The organism is Cupriavidus consociatus (assembly GCF_017814975.1).
GTDB classification, from domain to species: Bacteria; Pseudomonadota; Gammaproteobacteria; order Burkholderiales; family Burkholderiaceae; genus Cupriavidus; species Cupriavidus consociatus.
Map to the genome: position 1 here is coordinate 1 of NZ_JAGIQA010000003.1, position 17,626 is coordinate 17,626.

Genomic DNA, 17,626 nt, shown 5'->3' on the forward strand with positions numbered 1-17,626 from the left:
GTATTGCCGCCGGCGGCCTTGACCACCAGCGCCGCCAGCATGTGGTCGGCGCCGCCGGCCGAGCCGCCGGCCCACACTACCTTGCCGGCATCGGCCTTGATCGCCACGGCGAGGTCCTGCATGGTCTTGTGCGGCGAGTTGGCCGGTACTACCACCACCAGCGCGTCGGCGGTCAGGCGCGCGATCGGCGTGACCTTGTCGGTGCTGACCGGCGCCTTGTTGGTGACGACCGCGCCGAGCATGGTGATGCCCATGGTCATCAGCTGGTTGCCGTCGCCCTTGGCGTTGTTGACGAACTGCGCCAGGCCCACCGTGCCGCCGGCGCCGGGGATGTTGTTGACCTGGACGCTCTTGGCCGCGCCGCTGGCGACCATGGCCTGCTGCAGCGAGCGCGAAGCGCCGTCCCAGCCGCCGCCGGGCGCGGCGGGAGCAGTGATCTTCAGTTCCAGGGGGGCGGTCTGCGCGTGGACGTGGTGCAGAGGAAGCGTTGCGCCGAGCAAGGCCAGCGCAGTGGTAGCGGCGAACCGGTGAAGGATGGCAAACATGGGGTGGTCTCCCGTTTATCGATGTTTATGAAAATGGCCGCTAGAGGGCCGAGTGGAACTTGAACCGCCAGTTTCAGGACGAACGATGCCAACCGCGCGCATTGAGCGGCGGCACCACCAGGCCAGCATTACTGTTTCGGAGGCAACGGCGGGAAGCGCTTCTGGTTTTCTGCCGCGCCGTTATTCAATTGAATTCAGCCAGCGTCTTCCGCGGGTGCGACCGAAGCCCCCGCGATCCGGTGTCGGGCCAGTGCCTCTGCAACGAAGCCGCAGGCCTTCATCTCTTCAACGAACGCGTGCAGGTAAGCAGAAGCACGCTGGCCCCGGCCTTGTGGCAACCCCATGGCCTGGCGGATCACCATGAAACGCTCGTCCAGCAGGCGCAGGCCAGGATGCTTCGCCGCGTCGGCTTCCAGTTGCTGGCGCACGCCGGCCGCCACTTCCAGTCCTTGCGCCAGGAAGGTCTGCACTACCGTCGGCGACGTCGGTGCGTGCACAATCTGCGCCGCCTGCAGTTCGCGCGTCAGAAACAGGTCATAGGCACTGCCCTTGCCGACCGCGACGCGGTTGCCGGCGACATCGACCTGCGTGTTGGAGCGGACCGGCGAATCGTCGCGCACCAGGTACCAGCCTTCGATCAGCACATAGGGAGCGGTGAAATGGATCGTCGCGGCCCGCTTTGGATCGACCGCGAAGAAGCCCACATCGGCGTCTTCGCTTGAGACAACTTCCACCGACTTGCCGGCGGTGTCGACTACGACCAGCTTCAGTTCCAGCCCCAGCCGCTCGGCCAGCGCCCCCGCCAGGTCAACGGAGACGCCGAACGGCCGCCCGTCCTCGCCGCGGTTAGCCAGGATGGGATTGCCGAGGTTAATGGAGGCACGCAGGATGCCAGTGGGGGCAAAGGCGCCAATCAGGTTGGAGTCAGTCTGCATGGAGAGGCCGGTCAGGGTTCGAGGAGGTTAGAGATGCTGGCCAGCGCATCGAGCGTGTGGCGCAGGTGCTCGCGCATGAATGCCGCAGCGTCTTCGTTCTTGTCGCGCTCCAGCAATGCAAGAATGTGCAGATGTTGGCGCGCATGCTCGGGATAGCGCTCGCGGTTGCGCATGGAGCGATAGGACAGCAGGCGCCGCACGCGGTTGACGCGGCGGATAGCATCGGTGAAGAATGCGTTCCCCGAGGTTTCCACCAGCGATTCGTGGAATCGCACGCCACGGTCATGTAACTGGGCCGCGGTGTCGGTCTGAATGCCGCCGTCGAGCAGGTGCAGTTCCGCGGCGCGCAAGCGCTCCAGCACCTTTGCGTCCAGCCGGTAGCCAGGCTCCAGCAGAGCGGCCGGCTCGAGCGCCAGGCGCATCCGGTACGACTGCAGCAGGCTGTCCGGCGTGGTCAGCATGGTAGAGAACTCCCAGCCGTAGCCCGGCTTGCGCTCCGCCCAGCCTTCCTGCGCGATCCGTTTGAGCACGGCGCTCAGCTGCGTTGCGGTCAGGCCGTAGCGGTTGCGCAGCGTCTGCTCCGGAATCTGCTGGGGCAGGTGGCCCTTGAGCAGGTCCTCGGCAATCTGGAAGTAAGCCTGCGACACTATGTCCACTTCTGTCAGGCCAAGCTGCGCCGCCATTTCCGCGGCGGGCAAGTCGAGCGGCCGCGCCAGGAAGAAACCACGATTGCGCTCGCGAGCCAGCACGCCTTTCTCATGCAACTGCCCCAGTGCCTCGTTGACCGGCGTGCGCGAGACGCGCAGGCGATCAGCCAGCATCTGGGCAGGCAGGTGCGCACCCACGGGCATGCCTTCCGTCTGGATCAGCTCGACGATACGCGTGGCGATGGACTTATCGTATTGCATGGATTGAGATCCGTTAAGCTGTCGGACGCCGCTTAGCCGAATTCTTGGGACAGCGTCTTATGCAAGATGAGAGGGATGACACCGCCGTGCCGAAGCAGATCTGCTTCAAGTTGCGTCTCGACCGCAGCTGTGGCCTCGATCTCGTCGACACTGCCGCAGGCCCGCACGATGCGCATCGGAATGCGGCAGCGAGGTGCCATCGAATGCGCGGGGGCATCGACATGGATTTTATCGCCGGGGCGGATGTTCAGCGCATCCGGGCCCATGCCGCGCGGCAACCGAATCGGCAAGATACCCATGCCGATCAGATTGGAGCGGTGGATGCGCTCGAAGCTCAACGCGATAACGGCGCGGATACCAAGCAGCCGCTGCCCTTTCGCAGCCCAGTCGCGTGATGATCCGGTCCCGTAGCGTTCCCCTGCGACCAGCACCACACTATCGCCGTCGGCCCGGTAGCGTGCGGCGACCTCGAAGATCGGCTCCACCCTGTTGCTGGGCACATGCAGAGTGTGGCCGGTAGGTGCGGGGGGATACAGCAGGTTTGCCAGCGTCTTGTTGTAGAAAGCGGCACGCATCATCACTTCCCAATTGCCACGGCGGGAGGCGAACACGTTCAGGTCGTTGCGATCCTCGCCGCGCGCAACCAGAAAGTCGGCAATAAAGCTGTCTTTCGGAATCGCACTGGCCGGAGAGATATGGTCGGTCGTGATGTCGTCGCCCAGCACCAGCAGCGGAAAGGCTTCGAAACTGCCAAGCTGGCTGCCTTGGTCGGCAGAGGCAAAGGGCGGCCGGCGCAGCGCGGTCGAGGCCGCGTTCCACGGGTAGCGCGGCGTGTCTGGCGCGGGCAGGGCGTCCCATAGCGGATTGGCGCTGGCGACGCGGAAGGCCTCGCGGTAGTCGCCGGGCGCGGTGCCGCGCGCCACCAGTGCATCAATTTCCTCGCGCGTCGGCCACAGATCTTTGAGGTAGACCGGGGTGCCGTCGGCGACGGTCTGCACCGGGTCTCGGCTCAGGTCGGCCGCGGCGTTGCCAGCCAGCGCGAATGCCACCACCAGCGGCGGCGACATGATAAAGCCCAGGCTCAGGTCAGGGTGGACACGCCCCGGGAAATTGCGGTTGCCCGACAGGATCGCTACCGGGTGCGCGCTGCCGTCGGCAATTGCGTCGGCGATCGGTTGCGTCAATGGGCCCGAGTTGCCGATGCAGGTGGTGCAGCCGTAGCCGACGATGTCAAAGCCGACTGCAGCCAGGTCGTCGATCAGCCCGGCGCGTTCCAGGTAGCGCGCCGCGGCCGGCGAGCCCGGCGCCATGGAAGTCTTGATCCACTCCGGCACCCGCAGGCCGAGCGCGCGCGCCTTGCGCGCCACCAGCGCGGCGGCGACCAGCAGCGCGGGGTCCGTGGTGTTGGTGCAACTGGTGATCGCGGCAATCGCGACCGGGTACCGCGGCATGCCGGAACCGGCATGCGCCGGCGTGAAGCCGAATGGCGCCAGCGCGCGCGCCGTGTCGGCATAGCCGAGCAAATCCTGCGGCCGGCGCGGGCCCGCCACGTGCATGCCGATGGTGCTCAGATCCAGCTCCAGCACGGTGGTGTAGCGCGGCTGCGCGGCGGCGTCGAACCACAGGCCGACGCGGCGCGTGTACGCCTCGACCAGCGCGATCGCGGCCTCGTCGCGGCCGGTGCCGCGCAGGTATTGGAGCGTGTGCTCGTCGACCGGGAAAAAGCCGGTAGTAGCGCCATATTCGGGCGCCATGTTGGCGACCACCGCGCGGTCGCCGGCGGACAGCGTCGACACGCCAGGACCGAAGAACTCGACGAATTCGCCGGAAACACCAAGGTCGCGCAGCCGTTTGGTCACGGTCAGCGCCAGGTCGGTGGCCAGCACACCGGGCTGCAGCGCGCCGGTCAGCCGCACGCCGATGACATCGGGAATGCGCTGCATCACCGGCATGCCGAACATCACGGTCTGCGCTTCCAGCCCGCCCACGCCCCAGCCCAGCACGCCGATGCCGTTGATCATCGGGGTGTGGCTGTCGGTGCCGATCATCATGTCCGGCACGGCCCAGGCTTCGCCGCCGCGCTGTTCGAGCGTGACCACGGTGGCGAGCTGCTCGAGGTTGATGGTGTGCATGATGCCGGTGCCTGGTGGATGGATGCGCACGCCGTGCAGCGCTTTCGAGGCCCAGCGCAGGAAGCCGTAGCGCTCGGCGTTCCGGCGCGTCTCCGTTTCCAGGTTGCGCGGCACGGCGTCGGGGCGTGCGTAGTACTCGACTGCCAGCGAATGGTCCACCGACGAATCCACCGGCAGCACTGGGTTGAGCAGGTCGGGGTCGCGGCCGGCCTCGGCCACGGCATCGCGCATCGCGGCCACGTCGACCAGCGCGGGCGTGCTGGTGGTGTCGTGCATCAGCACGCGGCCGGGCTGGTAGGCGATCTCGGCTTCGCTGGTGCCGTGCTCCAGCCAGGCGAGGATGGCGGCAACGGCGACCTCACGCTCGACGCCTTTGGCATTGCGGATGACGTTCTCCAGCAGCAGGCGCAGGACGACGGGCAGGCGCCAGAGCTTGTCGCCGGCGATGGCGGGAAGGTCGACGATGCGGTAAGTGATCCTACCGACGCTCAGCGACACCGTTTGGGTGGGGTTAGTGTTTTCCATGACTGTAGTTTTGCATGTATCTGCGTCAAAATGCAATCAAGTGAAAACCCGAAGACGCCCAAATGAAATCCCAGCAAGCGCCGAATTCTTCTCCTGACGGCTCCGCAACTGCCATGGATTCCACACGACGCGGCCGCCGGCAATGGCTGAAAGGCGTCGCTGCCGCAGCGCTCGCTGGTTTCGGCGCGACGGTTGATCCCGCGCACGCTAAGCGCAACGTCAGGCCTCACACCCCCAGATCGAAAGGAAAGTTCATGTACGCCTATGTCGGCTCCCGCACCACCCGTGAACGCAATGCCCGCGGTGACGGCATCAGTGTGTTTCGCGTGGAGGCAGCTAGCGGCGCGCTGGAGCCGGTGCAGGTCGTGGGCGACCTGGTCAACCCGTCGTTCCTGGCCCTGAACCGCCGGGGCGACCGCCTCTACAGCGTGCATGGCGACATGAGCGACGTCAGCGCCTTTGCCGTCGACCATGCCAGCGGGCAACTGGAATTCATCAACCGCCAGAGCACCCACGGCAAGAACCCCGTTCACCTCGCGCTGGACCCCAGTGAGCGCTTTATCGTCGTGTCCAACCATATCGGCGCCAGCCTCGCGGTATTGCCGCTGGAAGGGGAGGGCGCGCTTGGCGAGATGACGCAGCTGGTCAAGCTGGACGGCCCCATCGGTCCGCACCGTACCGAGCAGAAGCAGGCCAAGCCGCACTTCAACCCATTCGATCCGTCCGGCAACTTTGTCATCGTGCCGGACAAGGGCCTGGACCGCACGTTCGCGTTCCACTTCGCCGACGGCAGGCTGGCACCGGCATCGCCCAGCTTTGTGGAGTCGCGCGAGGCGTCAGGACCGCGCCATGTGGCCTTCCATCCCAACGGCCGCTACGCGTATGTCGTCAACGAACTGGACTCGACGGTGACGACGTACGCTTACAAGCGCGACTCCGCGCAACTGACACCGCTGCAGATCCTGTCGACGCTGCCGCAAACCTTCACCGGCAACAGCCGTGCTGCCGAGATCGAGGTGGACCGCGCAGGGCGCTTTGTCTATGCGTCGAACCGTGGTCACGACAGCATCGCTGTGTTTGCCGTGGACTCGCGCACTAGCTTGTTGCGTTTTGCCGGCGCCGACCTGTCGCTCGGGCGCACGCCGCGCTTTTTCACCACCGATCCGAGCGGGCGCTTCCTGTACGCGCTCAACGAAGACAGCGACACCATCGTCGCCTTCCACATCAACCCGGACTCGGGCCGGCTCTATCCCACCGGCTTTAGCGCGCGCACCGGCAGTCCGGTGTGCATGGTCTTCTCGCCGCAGAGCTGACCTGTTTTTCCACAAACCACTAAAGGACCTGGCGTCGCCAACGCCTGGCAGACTGCATGCAATCCAAGCATCCGCAAGACGAGCGCGCCATCGTGCGCAAGATCACCTGGCGCATCATTCCCTTTGTCTTTGTCCTGTACATCATCTCGTACCTGGACCGCGCCAATATCGGCTACGCGGCCCTGCAGATGAACAAGGAACTGGCGCTGACGAGCGAGGCTTTCGGCTTCGTGTCCGGCATCTTCTTCATCGGCTACTTCCTGTTCGAGGTCCCGAGCAACGTGATGCTGAACAAGTTCGGCGCGCGGCGCTGGATCGCGCGCATCCTCCTGACCTGGGGCGCGGTGGCGGTGATGTCGGCCTTCGTGCAGAACGCCACACAGCTCTATGTGCTGCGCTTCCTGCTAGGCGTGGCCGAAGCGGGCTTCTTCCCGGGCATCATCGTCTACCTGACAGCGTGGTTTCGCGCGAAGGAGCTGGCCACCACGGTGGCGCTGTTCACCGCGGCGATCCCGGTGTCCTACATCATCGGCGCGCCGCTCAGCACCTGGATCATGGACAACATCCACTGGCTGCAATGGAGCGGCTGGCGCTGGATGCTGTTGCTCGAAGGTGCGCCCGCCATTGTCGGCGGCGTGCTGTGCTACTTCTGCCTGACCGACCGGCCCGCGGACGCGAACTGGCTGAGCCCGGCCGAGAAGCAGTGGATCACGGACGAACTGGAGCGCGACCGGCTCGCCCGCCCAGCGGCCGCGCACCTGGGCACATGGAAGGTGATGCGAAATCCCAAGGTGCTGTACCTTGCCTTTATCTACTTCGTCTACCAGTGCGGCAGCCTGGGCGTAGGGTACTGGATGCCGCAGATCATCCAGGGGTTTTCGTCCAGCCTGACGCACACGCAGGTCGGGCTGATCGCGATGTTCCCCTACGCCTTCGCCACCGCCGCGATGATCCTGTGGTCGCGCAGTTCGGACCGCAATAACGAGCGCCGCATCCATTCCGCCGTGCCGCTGGCGATCGCCGGACTGGCGCTGCTAGGCGCCGGTGTGTTCACCGGGCCCTATGTCGCGATCGCGCTGATCAGCCTGAGCATGGCCGGCCTGTACGCGTTCAAGTCGCCGTTCTGGGCGCTGCCGACGCTGTTCCTGACGCGCTCGACCGCGGCCGTGTCGATTGCCGTAATCAATGCAATCGGCAACCTCGGCGGCTTTGTCGGCCCGTATGCGATCGGCTATATCAAAGCCCGCACGCACCAGCCGACCACTGGACTGCTGTTACTGGCGGGGCTGCTGGTGATTGCCTTCCTGATGACGTTGGTCATTCGCATCGATGAAGGCGGGCAGGGCGCCGAAGGCAAACTGGCGGCGCGCAATATGTAGACCTGTCCTGGCTGTTTCACCGCGCGGTGGCTCCTCTGCCGCCGCGATATCCACAGGCACTCCCGCCAAGCCAACCGAGCCGCGGATTCCGAAAGTGCCATTCCAAAACCGAGGAGTAAAAATGAACCGTACGCAATGCGCCGTACTGATGTGGCTCGCCTGTACCGGTGCCGCGCACGCCCAATCCAGCGTGACGCTCTACGGCGTGGCCGATATCGGCATCGAGTTTGTCAACAACAGACCAACGGCACAGGGCGGGAGCGCCAGTCAGTTCCGCATGCAGCCCGGTAACCAGTCCGGATCGCGCTTCGGGCTGCGCGGCATCGAGGATCTTGGCGGCGGTCTGAAGGCGTTGTTCTTGCTCGAGAACGGCACAAATCTGGATACCGGCACGCTGGCCAATGGTACGGGGGCAACTTCTCGATTGTTCGGCCGGAGCGCATATGTCGGCGTGCAGCACGCCTGGGGCACGTTGACGCTGGGTCGCCAGGACGCCCCCATCTATGACTTTGCCAAGGTTTACGATCCCAGCGGGGTTAGTGCGCGTTATTCCATCACGTCGATGGATCCGGTGTTCTCGCAACGTATCGACAACTCGGCCAAGTATCTCGGTAAGTTCGGCGGGCTGCTGGTCGAGGCAACCTACAGCACGGGCTGGGACGCGGGACTTGGTGGGGAAATCCCCGGTGCCGCGCGCGCCGGCCGCCAGATGGGCGGACAATTGGGTTACTCTTTCGGCAGCACCAGCGTGGCGGTAGCTTATGACCAGACCCAGGGTTCGTCAGCCGCTGCGCAAGGGCTGGCGAACAAGAATCTCGCCGTCGGTGCGGTGTCGACATTCGGGCCCATCAAGGCGTATGCCGGCTACCGTTGGAACCGGCTGCAATATGCCAACGGCAGCACGGCGCTGCCAGAGTCCACGCGTTCGGACATGTACTGGCTGGGTGCGTCCTACAGCCTTACAAAGTCGCTGCAGCTGACTGGTTCGGCTTACTACACGAACAACCACGACAACAATCAGGACCCCTGGCTGTTCATTGCGACGTTAGACTACGCGCTGTCAAAGCGTACCGACGTGTATCTGACGTCCGCCTATGCGATGAATCGCAATGGTTCGGACCTGGCAGTCGGATCCGGGAATACGGTTGTAGCGGGGCGTAGCCAAGTCGGGGCTCTGGTGGGCATGAGACACAAGTTCTAACCGTTATCGGCCAGCCTCATCGTGAACGTTGTGCTGGCCGAGTCCCGAGAGCTTGAATCCGGAGCAAAGAAGCAGCCTGTGAGCTCATGCGGTTGCAATCAAGATGCTGCTGGGTTCCGCCGAACCGCTAATGTCACTAGCTATCGGATTTCTCGCGTACTGCGTTGCGCAGATGCAGGCGCATGAAATCCGCTGCTGCCTCCTGCTGTCCTTCGAGCAGCATGTCGATCAGCGTCAGGTGCTCGCGACAGCGTCGTTCGGCCTGGTCCCGGTCCACGGCCTTGCGGTATTCCATGAGCCGGCGCAAGCGGTCGAGCCGTCGCAGACCTTCGAGAATGAACGCATTGCCCGAACAAGCCGCAATGGTTTCGTGCAAGCGGCTGTTTGCGTCAAACAGCGCAGCCGCTGACGCGGTGCGGGCGCCGCCGTTCGCCAGCGCTTCCTGCTCGGCGCGGCACCGCAGCAGCGCTTCGCGGTCGAGTTCGAAGGTCGGTTCCAGTATGCCGGCCGCTTCGATCAGCAGGCGATAGCGGTAGCCCTGCTTGTAAGTCTCGGCGGACGTGAGTACGGGCAAGAACATCCAACCGTGGCCGGGCAGTCGTTCAACCCATCCTTCCTGCGCCATACGGCGCAGGATCGCGCCAAGCTGCGCACGCGTGATGCCATATCTGCGCATCATTTCGTTTTCGGTGAAGCGGTCGGGCAGTACCCCATTGAGCCGTTCCTCAGCAATCCTGAAGTACACCGCCTCTGCGTTGTTGCCTTCGCTGCCATCTGGCTCCTGTCCATTGACCGGTACCGCGCGGCTGCCTTCGGCCACCGCATAGCCGCCCTCGGGATGTGCTGCGACCACTGACTGCGACGCCAGGCGCCGCAGGGCCTCGCGCACGGGCGAGCGCGACACCCGGAACTGCTCGGCCAATGCACGCTCGGGCAGGCGCGTGCCCGGCGCCATGCCGGTAGCAGAGATGTACTGATGAATGTTTGCCGCAAGGACATCGGCGAGCTGGCGGGCCATGAGGGGGCGGGTTCCAAACCGGTTGTCAGATGCTATCACATCTCTGAATGGTCTTTTGGATTATCAAAAGCCCAATGATCGTCAGTTGCGCCAAGGCACCGGGATCGCGTCATGTTCGGCACGCAAGCAAAATGGCATCGGGTAAACGATACCATTTCCCCGCTCCGCCTTGTCCTGCAAGGGCTGGTGGTCTCCGTCGGTCGATTACGGTTCTTTGTAAAAACAAAAAACCCTTTACATGGTTCTTTGAGCCTATAAAATTCCATCCATCGCGCCCTCCCGGCGGCGCACCGACCACAACAGGAGACGTAGTGCATCGCAGACAAGTGCTTCAGGCAGGCCTTGCGGCCATTGGCGGAATTTCCCTCGTTGAAGCCATGGCAGCTAATGCAACTGGCATGTCCCTACAAGGAACTTCCGTGAACCAGGATCTCGTTGCCCACGTCAGCGCGCCATCTTCCCGGCCGCCGCCCGGCAGTTGTGATTGTCACGTCCACGTCTTCGACGGCGCGCGTTTTCCATTCGCGGCCAGGCGCTCGTACACGCCCGGTGATGCCCGTGTGGTCGACCTGGTCGCGTTTGAGCAGCGCATCGGTATCGATCGCGTCGTGCTGGTACAGCCGAGCGTCTACGGCTTTGACAACGCGGCACTGCTCGACGCGTTGGGCCGGCTTGGCGAAAGGGCACGCGGTGTGGCCGTGATCGACCTGGAGACGGTCGCGCCCGCGGTGCTGCAGGCCATGCATGCTCAAGGCGTGCGAGGCATCCGCCTGAACCTGGAGGTGAGCGGCCAGCGCAACCATGGCTTTGCGCTGAAGCAGCTGAAGCGCGCGGAGGGATTGGTTGGACCCCTCGGCTGGGCGGTACAGGTCTATGCAGATGTCGATGTGATTGCCGAACTGGCTGTCGATATCGCGGCGCTGAAAGTGCCCGTGGTGCTCGACCACTTCGCCGGCATCAAGTCCCACAAGAAGGACGAACAGAAGACGGCATTCGCCAGCGTGGTCGAGCTGGTGAAGCGCGGCAACGCGTACGTAAAGCTGTCGGCGCCGTATCGCGCATCGCATAGCGCTCCCGATTTTGACGACGTTGCCGAATTTGCCATGGCGCTGATCCAGGCCAGGCCAGACCGCCTGGTGTGGGCGTCGGACTGGCCGCATACCGGCAGCTCGGCCAGCCGCACCGGCAATCTCGATCAGGTCGAGCCCTTCCGCAAGACGGATGCAGGGCGCGCACTGAACCAGTTGGCGAGCTGGGCCAGCACGCCCGTGCTGCTGCAACGCATTCTCGTTGACAACCCGGCCCGGCTCTACGGCTTTGACCCTGTAGCGGCCTGACCACGCACCAGTGAATCCGCAGGAGCTATCCATGACGATCAAGACCCCTTCAGGCGCCGTGCTGCTCAAGCCCGATCAATTGCCTGCCTATGACCGTGGCGGCGGCGCCAGCACGACTCCGCTGGTCGGCAAGTTCGTCGGGTCTGACAGCTTTATCACCGGCTACACGTCTTTTGCCGGTGGCGTGGAAATTCCGTTCCACAGCCATAACTGCCAGGAGAGCGTTGTGCTGGTTGAAGGCGAGGCCATGCTCGATATCGACGGGCTCGAATACCGTCTGAAGCCGCTGGATACCACGTTCATACCGCCCAACGTGCCGCACCGCTTCCGCAACCTGTCGAAGACGGCGCCGATGAAGATCCTCTGGATCTACGCCGCCACCGACGCCACCCGTACCTTGGTCGATAGCGGCGAAACGCGGCCTGTATCGGCCGAGCACCAGACCCCCAAGGCCTAACTGAGACTTCCACCATGCGTATTCTTGTTCTCCCGGGCGACGGCATCGGCCCCGAAATCGTTGCTGCCTCCATCGATGTCCTGAAGCAGGCCGATCAGGCCTTTGATCTGGGCCTGCAGTTCGACTATGAAGATGTCGGCTTTGCCAGCCTGGAAAAGCATGGCACGACGCTGCGGCAGGAAGTGCTGGACAAGGCCACATCGTATGACGGCGTGATCCTTGGCACTCAGTCGCACGCTGACTATCCTGCGCCGGAAAAGGGCGGGCGCAATATCTCCGCAGCCTTCCGTTGCGACCTGGACCTGTACGCCAATGTGCGGCCCTCCCGTTCGCGCGAGTTCCTGTGCAAGGGCGCCAGGAACATGGATCTCGTCATCATGCGCGAGGCGACCGAAGGTTTCTATCCCGATCGCAATATGTACGAAGGTTGGGGCGAGATGATGCCGTCGAAGGACATGGCGATCTCGGTCCGCAAGATCACCGCGCACTGCTCGGAGCGCATCGCTCGCCGTTCGTTCGAACTGGCGATGAAGCGCAAGAAGCATGTGACCGCGATCCACAAGGCCAACAGCTTCCACATGACCGACGGCCTGTTCCTGCGCGAAGTGCGCAAGGTGGCGGCCGAGTTCCCCGAAGTAAAGTTCGACGACCTGCTGGTGGACGCATCGACCGCATATCTGGTACGCGATCCGTCGCGCTTCGACGTGATCGTAGCGACGAATTTCTATGGCGACATCCTGTCGGACCTGGCGAGCGAACTCTCGGGCAGCCTGGGGCTCGGTGGGTCGGTCATGGCGGGCGATTCGCTGTGTTGCGCGCAGGCCCAGCATGGTTCGGCACCGGATATCCAGGGGCAGGACAAAGCCAACCCGACATCGATGATCCTGTCCGTCGCCATGCTCATGCAATGGCTTGGCGAACGTCGTGCAATGCCGAACTTTGTCGCTGCCTCTCAGGCCATCGACGCCGCCGTAGACAGGGTGCTGGCGAACCCCGCCACGCGCACGGCAGACCTGGGCGGCACCATGGGCTGCGCCGCTTTTGGCAAGGCCGTCGCAGTGAGCATTGTCAAGGCCTGATACCCGCCTCGCAATGGGCGCGGTGAGACATCGCGCCTAAGCACCACAAGAACTATCCGGAGACAGCATGCATCCACTTAAGTCATTGCTGGCGTTGACCCTCGCTAGTGTGTCGTTCATCGGCAGCGCCGGCGCCAACGGCAGCTACCCCTCGAAGCCGGTCAGCATCATCGTGCCGTTCGCGCCGGGCGGCGGTAGCGACAACGTGTCGCGCTATATCGCCACACGTTTGTCGGAGAAAACAAAGGCGCAGTTCATTATCGACAACCGTCCCGGTGCCGGCACCAACATCGGCAATGAGGCTGCGGCTCGTGCGGTGCCGGATGGTCAGACATTACTGTTCGGGCAGGTCGCGTTGTCGATCAATCCGTTCGTCTACAAGAAGCTGCGCTACGACACGGAGAAAGATTTCGTGCCGGTGGTGCAGATTGCAACGTCCCCGACCGTGCTGGTCGTGACGAAGGACTTTCCGGAGAAGGACCTCAAGGGCGTCATCCGGTATATCAAGGCCAATCCGGGCAAGGTCAATTTCGCGTCGGGCGGGAAGGGCACGTCGGTCCATTTGGCCGGGGAACTGTTCCGCAGCATGATCCACGCGGACATGATCCACGTTCCATACAAGGGCAGCGGCCCGGCCGTGACCGATCTGATCGGCGGGCAGGTGCAAATGATGTTCGATACCGCCGCTTCGGCGCTGCCTCAGCTCAAGGGCGGCAAGCTGCGTGCCATCGCCGTCACGGGTACGCATCGCCTGCCCGAACTGCCCGACGTGCCCACCTTCACCGAGGCTGGCCTGAACGGCTTTGACGCTCCGGCATGGTACGGGCTGCTGGCGCCGGCCGGCACGCCGAAGCAGGCCATTCAGTTCCTCAACACACAGGTCAATGACATCCTCAGGGAACCTGCGACGAAACAGCGGCTGGCCCAGCTTGGGGCCGAGGCTGCAGGTGGTTCACCAGAGGATTTCTCGCGCTTCATGCGCACCGAATCGGCACGATGGTCGGGCGTTGTGAAGACGGCAAACGTGGCTGCCGACTAACCCATCGCCAATTCCTCGCCGCGCCGGAGCCATCGCCCGGTACGCGGCGCCACTCCGCACTTCCAAACCTCCTCTAGACCGGTCTCCCCGAAAGTTAGCCATGACCCAAACCATAACGACGTACAACCCGAGTACCGGCGCAGCGCTGCAGACCTACCAAGGCTGGACCGCAGAACAGATCGAGACGGCCGTCACCGCTGGCCACGCCGCCGCGAAGGCATGGGGTACCCGGCCACTAAAGGATCGTGTGGCGGCAGTGCGTCGACTGGCCGACGAACTGCGCCGCCAGGCCAAGCCATTCGCCGAATTGATTACCGCGGAAATGGGCAAGGTGCTGGCCGAGGCCGCGGGCGAAATGGAGAAATCCGCGGTTACCGCGACCTACTACGCCGACAACGCCGCCCGGATCCTGGCAGACGAGAAGGTTGACATCGAGGGTGCAGACACCTGGGTAAGCTACGTGCCGATTGGCCTGGTACTCGCCGTGATGCCGTGGAACTTTCCTGTGTGGCAGGTCATGCGCTTTGCCATTCCGGCGATCACGGCTGGCAACGGCGTGCTGCTCAAGCATTCGCCCAATGTCACGGGCTGCGCGTTGGCACTCGAGAAGCTGTTCGTCGACGCCGGACTGCCGAAGCATCTCGTTACGACGCTGGTCGTTGCCGAGCCGGAAGTCCCACAGGTGATCGATGGCCTGATCCAGGATGACCGCATCGCGGCCGTGACGCTGACGGGGTCCAATCGCGCGGGTGCCGCAGTCGGCGCCGCGGCCGGTCGCGCATCGAAGAAGTCAGTGCTGGAACTGGGCGGTTCCGATGCATTCATCGTGCTCGATGATGCCGACCTTGACAAAGCCGTAGCCGCAGCCGTCAAGGCGCGCTTCCACAATGCCGGACAGAGCTGCGTCTGCGCCAAGCGCTTTATCGTGCTGGAGAGCATTGCCGGGGCATTCACCGAGCGCTTCGTGCAAGCCGCGCACGCGCTCGTCGTCGGCAACCCGAATGAATCCGCTACGCAGATGGGGCCGCTGGCTCGCCCCGACCTGCGCGATGCGCTGGATCAGCAAATCCGTCGGTCGGTACAAGCGGGCGCAGTGCTGCTAGCTGGCGGAAAGGCCGTGGAGGGGCCGGGCAATTTCTACACGCCGACGGTGCTCGGCAACATGCAGCCAGGCATGGCCGCTTTTGATGAAGAGACCTTTGGCCCGTTGGCGGCGATCGCCATCGCCAAAGATGATGCCGATGCGGTGCGCCTGGCCAACGCCACGCCGTTCGGTCTGTCAATAAGTGTCTGGGCCGGGTCTACCCCGCGCGCGCTGGCCGTGGCCAAGGGCATCACCAGCGGCGCAGCCTTCATCAATGCCATTACGGCATCCGATGCGCGCGTGCCGTTCGGCGGCACCAAGAAGTCCGGCTACGGCCGAGAGCTTGCCGCCGCCGGCATCCGCGAATTCACCAACGTGCGCACTTACTGGACCATCGCGTCGGCTTGAACGTCGCGACGAGTGCCTCAGCTTGTCCACGGCAGTTTCCTCGGCAATTGCCGAGTTTCATGGATCCAAAGGTTGGCACGTTGGAAGGCGTGTCCATGTTCGGCACAGCTTCTGATAGTGCAGCGCGCGCCAACGCACGCGAATGCTTCTACCGGGTCGCGGCAGTTAGCCGCCAACTACGACGACCGGGGAATGAGGTGCCAGTTAGCACTTCCTGGCCGACTCGGATCGAACAGATAGGAAGCGATGCAGGGCACTCAGCGAAAGTGAGCGACCTCCCTTGTAGGGTAAGAGCTTTCGATGGGTTGCCACGACTGGCGGGTGGCGGTGCAAAGTCCAATGCTGTTTGCCTTGGGGACTCTTCGCAAGGCGCGGCATTGCGTCTATTACGATAAGTATCCTTATCGTAATAGCTGTATCCTTACGCTAAACTGGTGGGCATGAAATCGCGCCTCACCCTGACCGACCCGCAACAGACTCCGCCAACCGGGTTCCCGGATGCCGCCGCGCTCGCCGCGCTGCGCGCCTGGCATGCCGGGCTGTCGACGCGGGAGGCCGTTCTCCGGTATTTGGGCGAGACGAGGGCGCAAGGGCAATCGTCGCGCGGAGTTCTGGGTCAGATCCGGCGCCAGTTGGCAGCGTGTGCCCGCAGCCGCCAGCGAGAGGACCTGGCCCGGTTGTTTGAGATTGCCGCGGCGGACCGAGCGGAGCTGGGCAGGGCCGCCGACCGGGCGATCGAATGGTTGCGCGCGCTGCCGGCGCCGGTACCGGCCATCAGCGATGACATCGGCTTGTGGCTGGCGCCGCGCACGGTCGCCGCGTTGCGGGCGCAGGGCATCGACACGCTGGCGGCACTGACCGTCCGGGTGCCGCGCCGGCGCCGCTGGTGGGCCGCGATCCCGGGCCTGGGCGCGGCCGGGGCCCGGCAGGTCGAAGCCTTCTTTGGCCAGCACCCGCAGCTGTCCGAACGCGCCCGGACGCTGGCCGCACAGACGCCGCACGCAATCGTGGTGCCATGGGAGCAGTTACGCCTGCCGCATGAGGTCGACGGCTCGAAAGGACAGTTCCGCGCGCCACGCGGTACCTGCACCCTCAATGCGGACAACGACTACGCGGCGGTCGAGGCCTGGCTTTCGTTGCACGAGTCCCCAGCCACGCAACGTGCCTATCGCAAGGAAGCGGAGCGGCTGATGCTGTGGGCGATTATCGAACGTGAGCGGCCGTTGTCGTCGCTGACGACGGAGGATGCGACGGCCTACCGCAGCTTCCTGCGTCGGCCGGTGCCTCATGCGCGCTGGGTCGGGGCAGCAAGACCGCGTTGCGCGCCAGACTGGCGTCCGTTTACGGGCGCATTGTCGGCTCGCTCCATTGCCCATGCCTTGTCCATCCTGGGAGCGATGTTCCGTTGGTTGATCCAGCAACGCTATGTGTTGGCTAACCCGTTTGCCGGCATCAAGGTGCGGGGCGGGGGACGCACGGCAGCGTTGGACAGTTCGCATGCCTTCACCGAAGGCGAATGGCTGCTGATCCGCACCGTTGCCGATGGCCTGGAGTGGTCGTATGGCTGGGACGCGCCGGCGGCGCAGCGGCTCCGCTTTGTGCTGGACTTTGGGTATGCCACCGGACTGCGCGCCAGCGAGCTGGTCGGCGCAACCCTCGGTGACATCGAAACTGACGCCCAGGGCGCTCACTGGCTCAAGCTGGTAGGCAAGGGCAGCCGCGCCGGTCGGGTTGCGCTGCCGCCGTTGGCGCGGGCGGCGCTGGATCGTTACCTAGTCGCGCGCGCACTGCCCGTGACAGCGGTTCGTTGGGATCCCACGACGCCGCTCGTCGGCGGGCTTGGCAAGGACACGGCAGCCGGTATCACCAGCACGCGCCTGTGGCATGTGGTGAAGCGATTCTTCGCGCAGGCTGCCGACCTGATCGCCCATGACCATCCGGCTGCAGCAGAAAAACTGCAGCGTGCCAGCCCGCATTGGATGCGACATACGCATGCGACCCATGCACTCGCGCGCGGTGCCGAGTTGACAACCGTCAGGGACAACCTTCGGCATGCATCAATTTCTACTACCTCAACCTATCTACACGGTGACCAAGTGAAGCGGTCACGACAGATTGGGAGTGCTTTCCCAGTTCATCGTGATTAGGGAGCTATCCATTGTGAAAAAGAAACCGCGTAAGGGGAACATATGGAAGGTGAACCAGTGAGTGGCGCCGAGCCACCCGCCGTCTATGATCACAGCGAAGTCATGAACCCGAGCTTCCG

General features: G+C 64.1%; 14 protein-coding genes. 9 read left to right on the plus strand and 5 right to left on the minus strand.

Translation table 11 applies throughout. From position 1 onward, the window contains the following. From J8I82_RS05190 to acnA, 4 genes are all read right to left on the minus strand, one after another. On the minus strand, window positions 1–545 hold a 545-nt coding region (locus J8I82_RS05190), incomplete at its 3' end, for a Bug family tripartite tricarboxylate transporter substrate binding protein (RefSeq protein ID WP_280905976.1). A 194-nt stretch (window positions 546–739) separates the two neighbouring features. After that, window positions 740–1,480, minus strand: coding sequence for an ABC transporter substrate-binding protein (locus J8I82_RS05195; RefSeq protein ID WP_209755054.1), 741 nt, complete (start codon window positions 1,478–1,480; stop codon window positions 740–742). Window positions 1,481–1,491: 11 nt separating this feature from the next. After that, window positions 1,492–2,388, minus strand: a complete 897-nt coding sequence (locus J8I82_RS05200; protein ID WP_209755056.1) for a GntR family transcriptional regulator — start codon at window positions 2,386–2,388, stop codon at window positions 1,492–1,494. A 32-nt stretch (window positions 2,389–2,420) separates the two neighbouring features. Continuing rightward, complete coding sequence (gene acnA / locus J8I82_RS05205) at window positions 2,421–5,045, minus strand: aconitate hydratase AcnA (RefSeq protein ID WP_209755058.1); 2,625 nt, start codon at window positions 5,043–5,045, stop codon at window positions 2,421–2,423. Window positions 5,046–5,299: 254 nt separating this feature from the next. Here acnA and J8I82_RS05210 point away from each other — a divergent pair, with 254 nt between their 5' ends. The 3 genes from J8I82_RS05210 (at window position 5,300) to J8I82_RS05220 (ending at window position 8,938) form a co-directional block, all read left to right on the plus strand. Then, the gene (locus J8I82_RS05210) at window positions 5,300–6,358 is read left to right on the plus strand and encodes a lactonase family protein (protein WP_209755059.1); all 1,059 of its coding nucleotides are present in this window, start codon (window positions 5,300–5,302) and stop codon (window positions 6,356–6,358) included. Between the two features lie 56 nt (window positions 6,359–6,414). Further along, entirely contained in the window at window positions 6,415–7,737 is a 1,323-nt protein-coding gene (locus J8I82_RS05215) for an MFS transporter (protein WP_209755061.1), read from the plus strand. A gap of 121 nt (window positions 7,738–7,858) precedes the next feature. After that, window positions 7,859–8,938, plus strand: coding sequence for a porin (locus tag J8I82_RS05220; RefSeq protein ID WP_209755063.1), 1,080 nt, complete (start codon window positions 7,859–7,861; stop codon window positions 8,936–8,938). Window positions 8,939–9,074: 136 nt separating this feature from the next. On the opposite strand, the gene J8I82_RS05225 is transcribed toward J8I82_RS05220, so the two are convergent. Beyond that, window positions 9,075–9,956: a GntR family transcriptional regulator gene (locus J8I82_RS05225; RefSeq protein WP_245179457.1), complete on the minus strand. Its 882-nt coding sequence runs from the start codon at window positions 9,954–9,956 to the stop codon at window positions 9,075–9,077. Between the two features lie 419 nt (window positions 9,957–10,375). Between J8I82_RS05225 and J8I82_RS05230 the strand changes: the two genes are divergently transcribed. The 6 genes from J8I82_RS05230 to J8I82_RS05255 all read left to right on the plus strand — a co-directional run bounded on the left by J8I82_RS05230 (window position 10,376) and on the right by J8I82_RS05255 (window position 17,507). Then, window positions 10,376–11,293: an amidohydrolase family protein gene (locus J8I82_RS05230; RefSeq protein WP_209755065.1), complete on the plus strand. Its 918-nt coding sequence runs from the start codon at window positions 10,376–10,378 to the stop codon at window positions 11,291–11,293. 31 nt (window positions 11,294–11,324) lie between these two features. Further along, window positions 11,325–11,750, plus strand: coding sequence for a cupin domain-containing protein (locus tag J8I82_RS05235; protein WP_115690121.1), 426 nt, complete (start codon window positions 11,325–11,327; stop codon window positions 11,748–11,750). Between the two features lie 14 nt (window positions 11,751–11,764). Continuing rightward, window positions 11,765–12,829 carry an isocitrate/isopropylmalate dehydrogenase family protein gene (locus tag J8I82_RS05240; protein WP_115690123.1) on the plus strand — a complete coding sequence of 355 codons (1,065 nt, stop codon included), beginning with the start codon at window positions 11,765–11,767 and terminating at the stop codon, window positions 12,827–12,829. A 67-nt stretch (window positions 12,830–12,896) separates the two neighbouring features. Then, complete coding sequence (locus J8I82_RS05245) at window positions 12,897–13,868, plus strand: Bug family tripartite tricarboxylate transporter substrate binding protein (protein ID WP_240988012.1); 972 nt, start codon at window positions 12,897–12,899, stop codon at window positions 13,866–13,868. A 100-nt stretch (window positions 13,869–13,968) separates the two neighbouring features. After that, window positions 13,969–15,360 (plus strand): aldehyde dehydrogenase family protein, encoded by a 1,392-nt coding sequence (locus J8I82_RS05250; protein ID WP_209755067.1) that lies wholly within the window; start codon window positions 13,969–13,971, stop codon window positions 15,358–15,360. 440 nt (window positions 15,361–15,800) lie between these two features. Next, a complete protein-coding gene (locus tag J8I82_RS05255) occupies window positions 15,801–17,507 on the plus strand; it encodes a site-specific integrase (protein ID WP_209755069.1) in 1,707 nt (568 codons plus the stop codon). The last annotated feature ends 119 nt before the right edge of the window (window positions 17,508–17,626 follow it).

What these genes read in the sequence shown, in the direction of transcription:
- J8I82_RS05210 (WP_209755059.1), top strand. Translation starts at nt 5,300, where the DNA reads ATGTACGCCTATGTCGGCTCCCGCACCACCCGTGAACGCAATGCCCGC.
- acnA (WP_209755058.1), bottom strand. Translation starts at nt 5,045, where the DNA reads ATGGAAAACACTAACCCCACCCAAACGGTGTCGCTGAGCGTCGGTAGG.
- J8I82_RS05215 (WP_209755061.1), top strand. Translation starts at nt 6,415, where the DNA reads ATGCAATCCAAGCATCCGCAAGACGAGCGCGCCATCGTGCGCAAGATC.
- J8I82_RS05235 (WP_115690121.1), top strand. Translation starts at nt 11,325, where the DNA reads ATGACGATCAAGACCCCTTCAGGCGCCGTGCTGCTCAAGCCCGATCAA.
- J8I82_RS05200 (WP_209755056.1), bottom strand. Translation starts at nt 2,388, where the DNA reads ATGCAATACGATAAGTCCATCGCCACGCGTATCGTCGAGCTGATCCAG.
- J8I82_RS05195 (WP_209755054.1), bottom strand. Translation starts at nt 1,480, where the DNA reads ATGCAGACTGACTCCAACCTGATTGGCGCCTTTGCCCCCACTGGCATC.
- J8I82_RS05225 (WP_245179457.1), bottom strand. Translation starts at nt 9,956, where the DNA reads ATGGCCCGCCAGCTCGCCGATGTCCTTGCGGCAAACATTCATCAGTAC.
- J8I82_RS05245 (WP_240988012.1), top strand. Translation starts at nt 12,897, where the DNA reads ATGCATCCACTTAAGTCATTGCTGGCGTTGACCCTCGCTAGTGTGTCG.
- J8I82_RS05255 (WP_209755069.1), top strand. Translation starts at nt 15,801, where the DNA reads ATGAAATCGCGCCTCACCCTGACCGACCCGCAACAGACTCCGCCAACC.
- J8I82_RS05220 (WP_209755063.1), top strand. Translation starts at nt 7,859, where the DNA reads ATGAACCGTACGCAATGCGCCGTACTGATGTGGCTCGCCTGTACCGGT.
- J8I82_RS05250 (WP_209755067.1), top strand. Translation starts at nt 13,969, where the DNA reads ATGACCCAAACCATAACGACGTACAACCCGAGTACCGGCGCAGCGCTG.
- J8I82_RS05240 (WP_115690123.1), top strand. Translation starts at nt 11,765, where the DNA reads ATGCGTATTCTTGTTCTCCCGGGCGACGGCATCGGCCCCGAAATCGTT.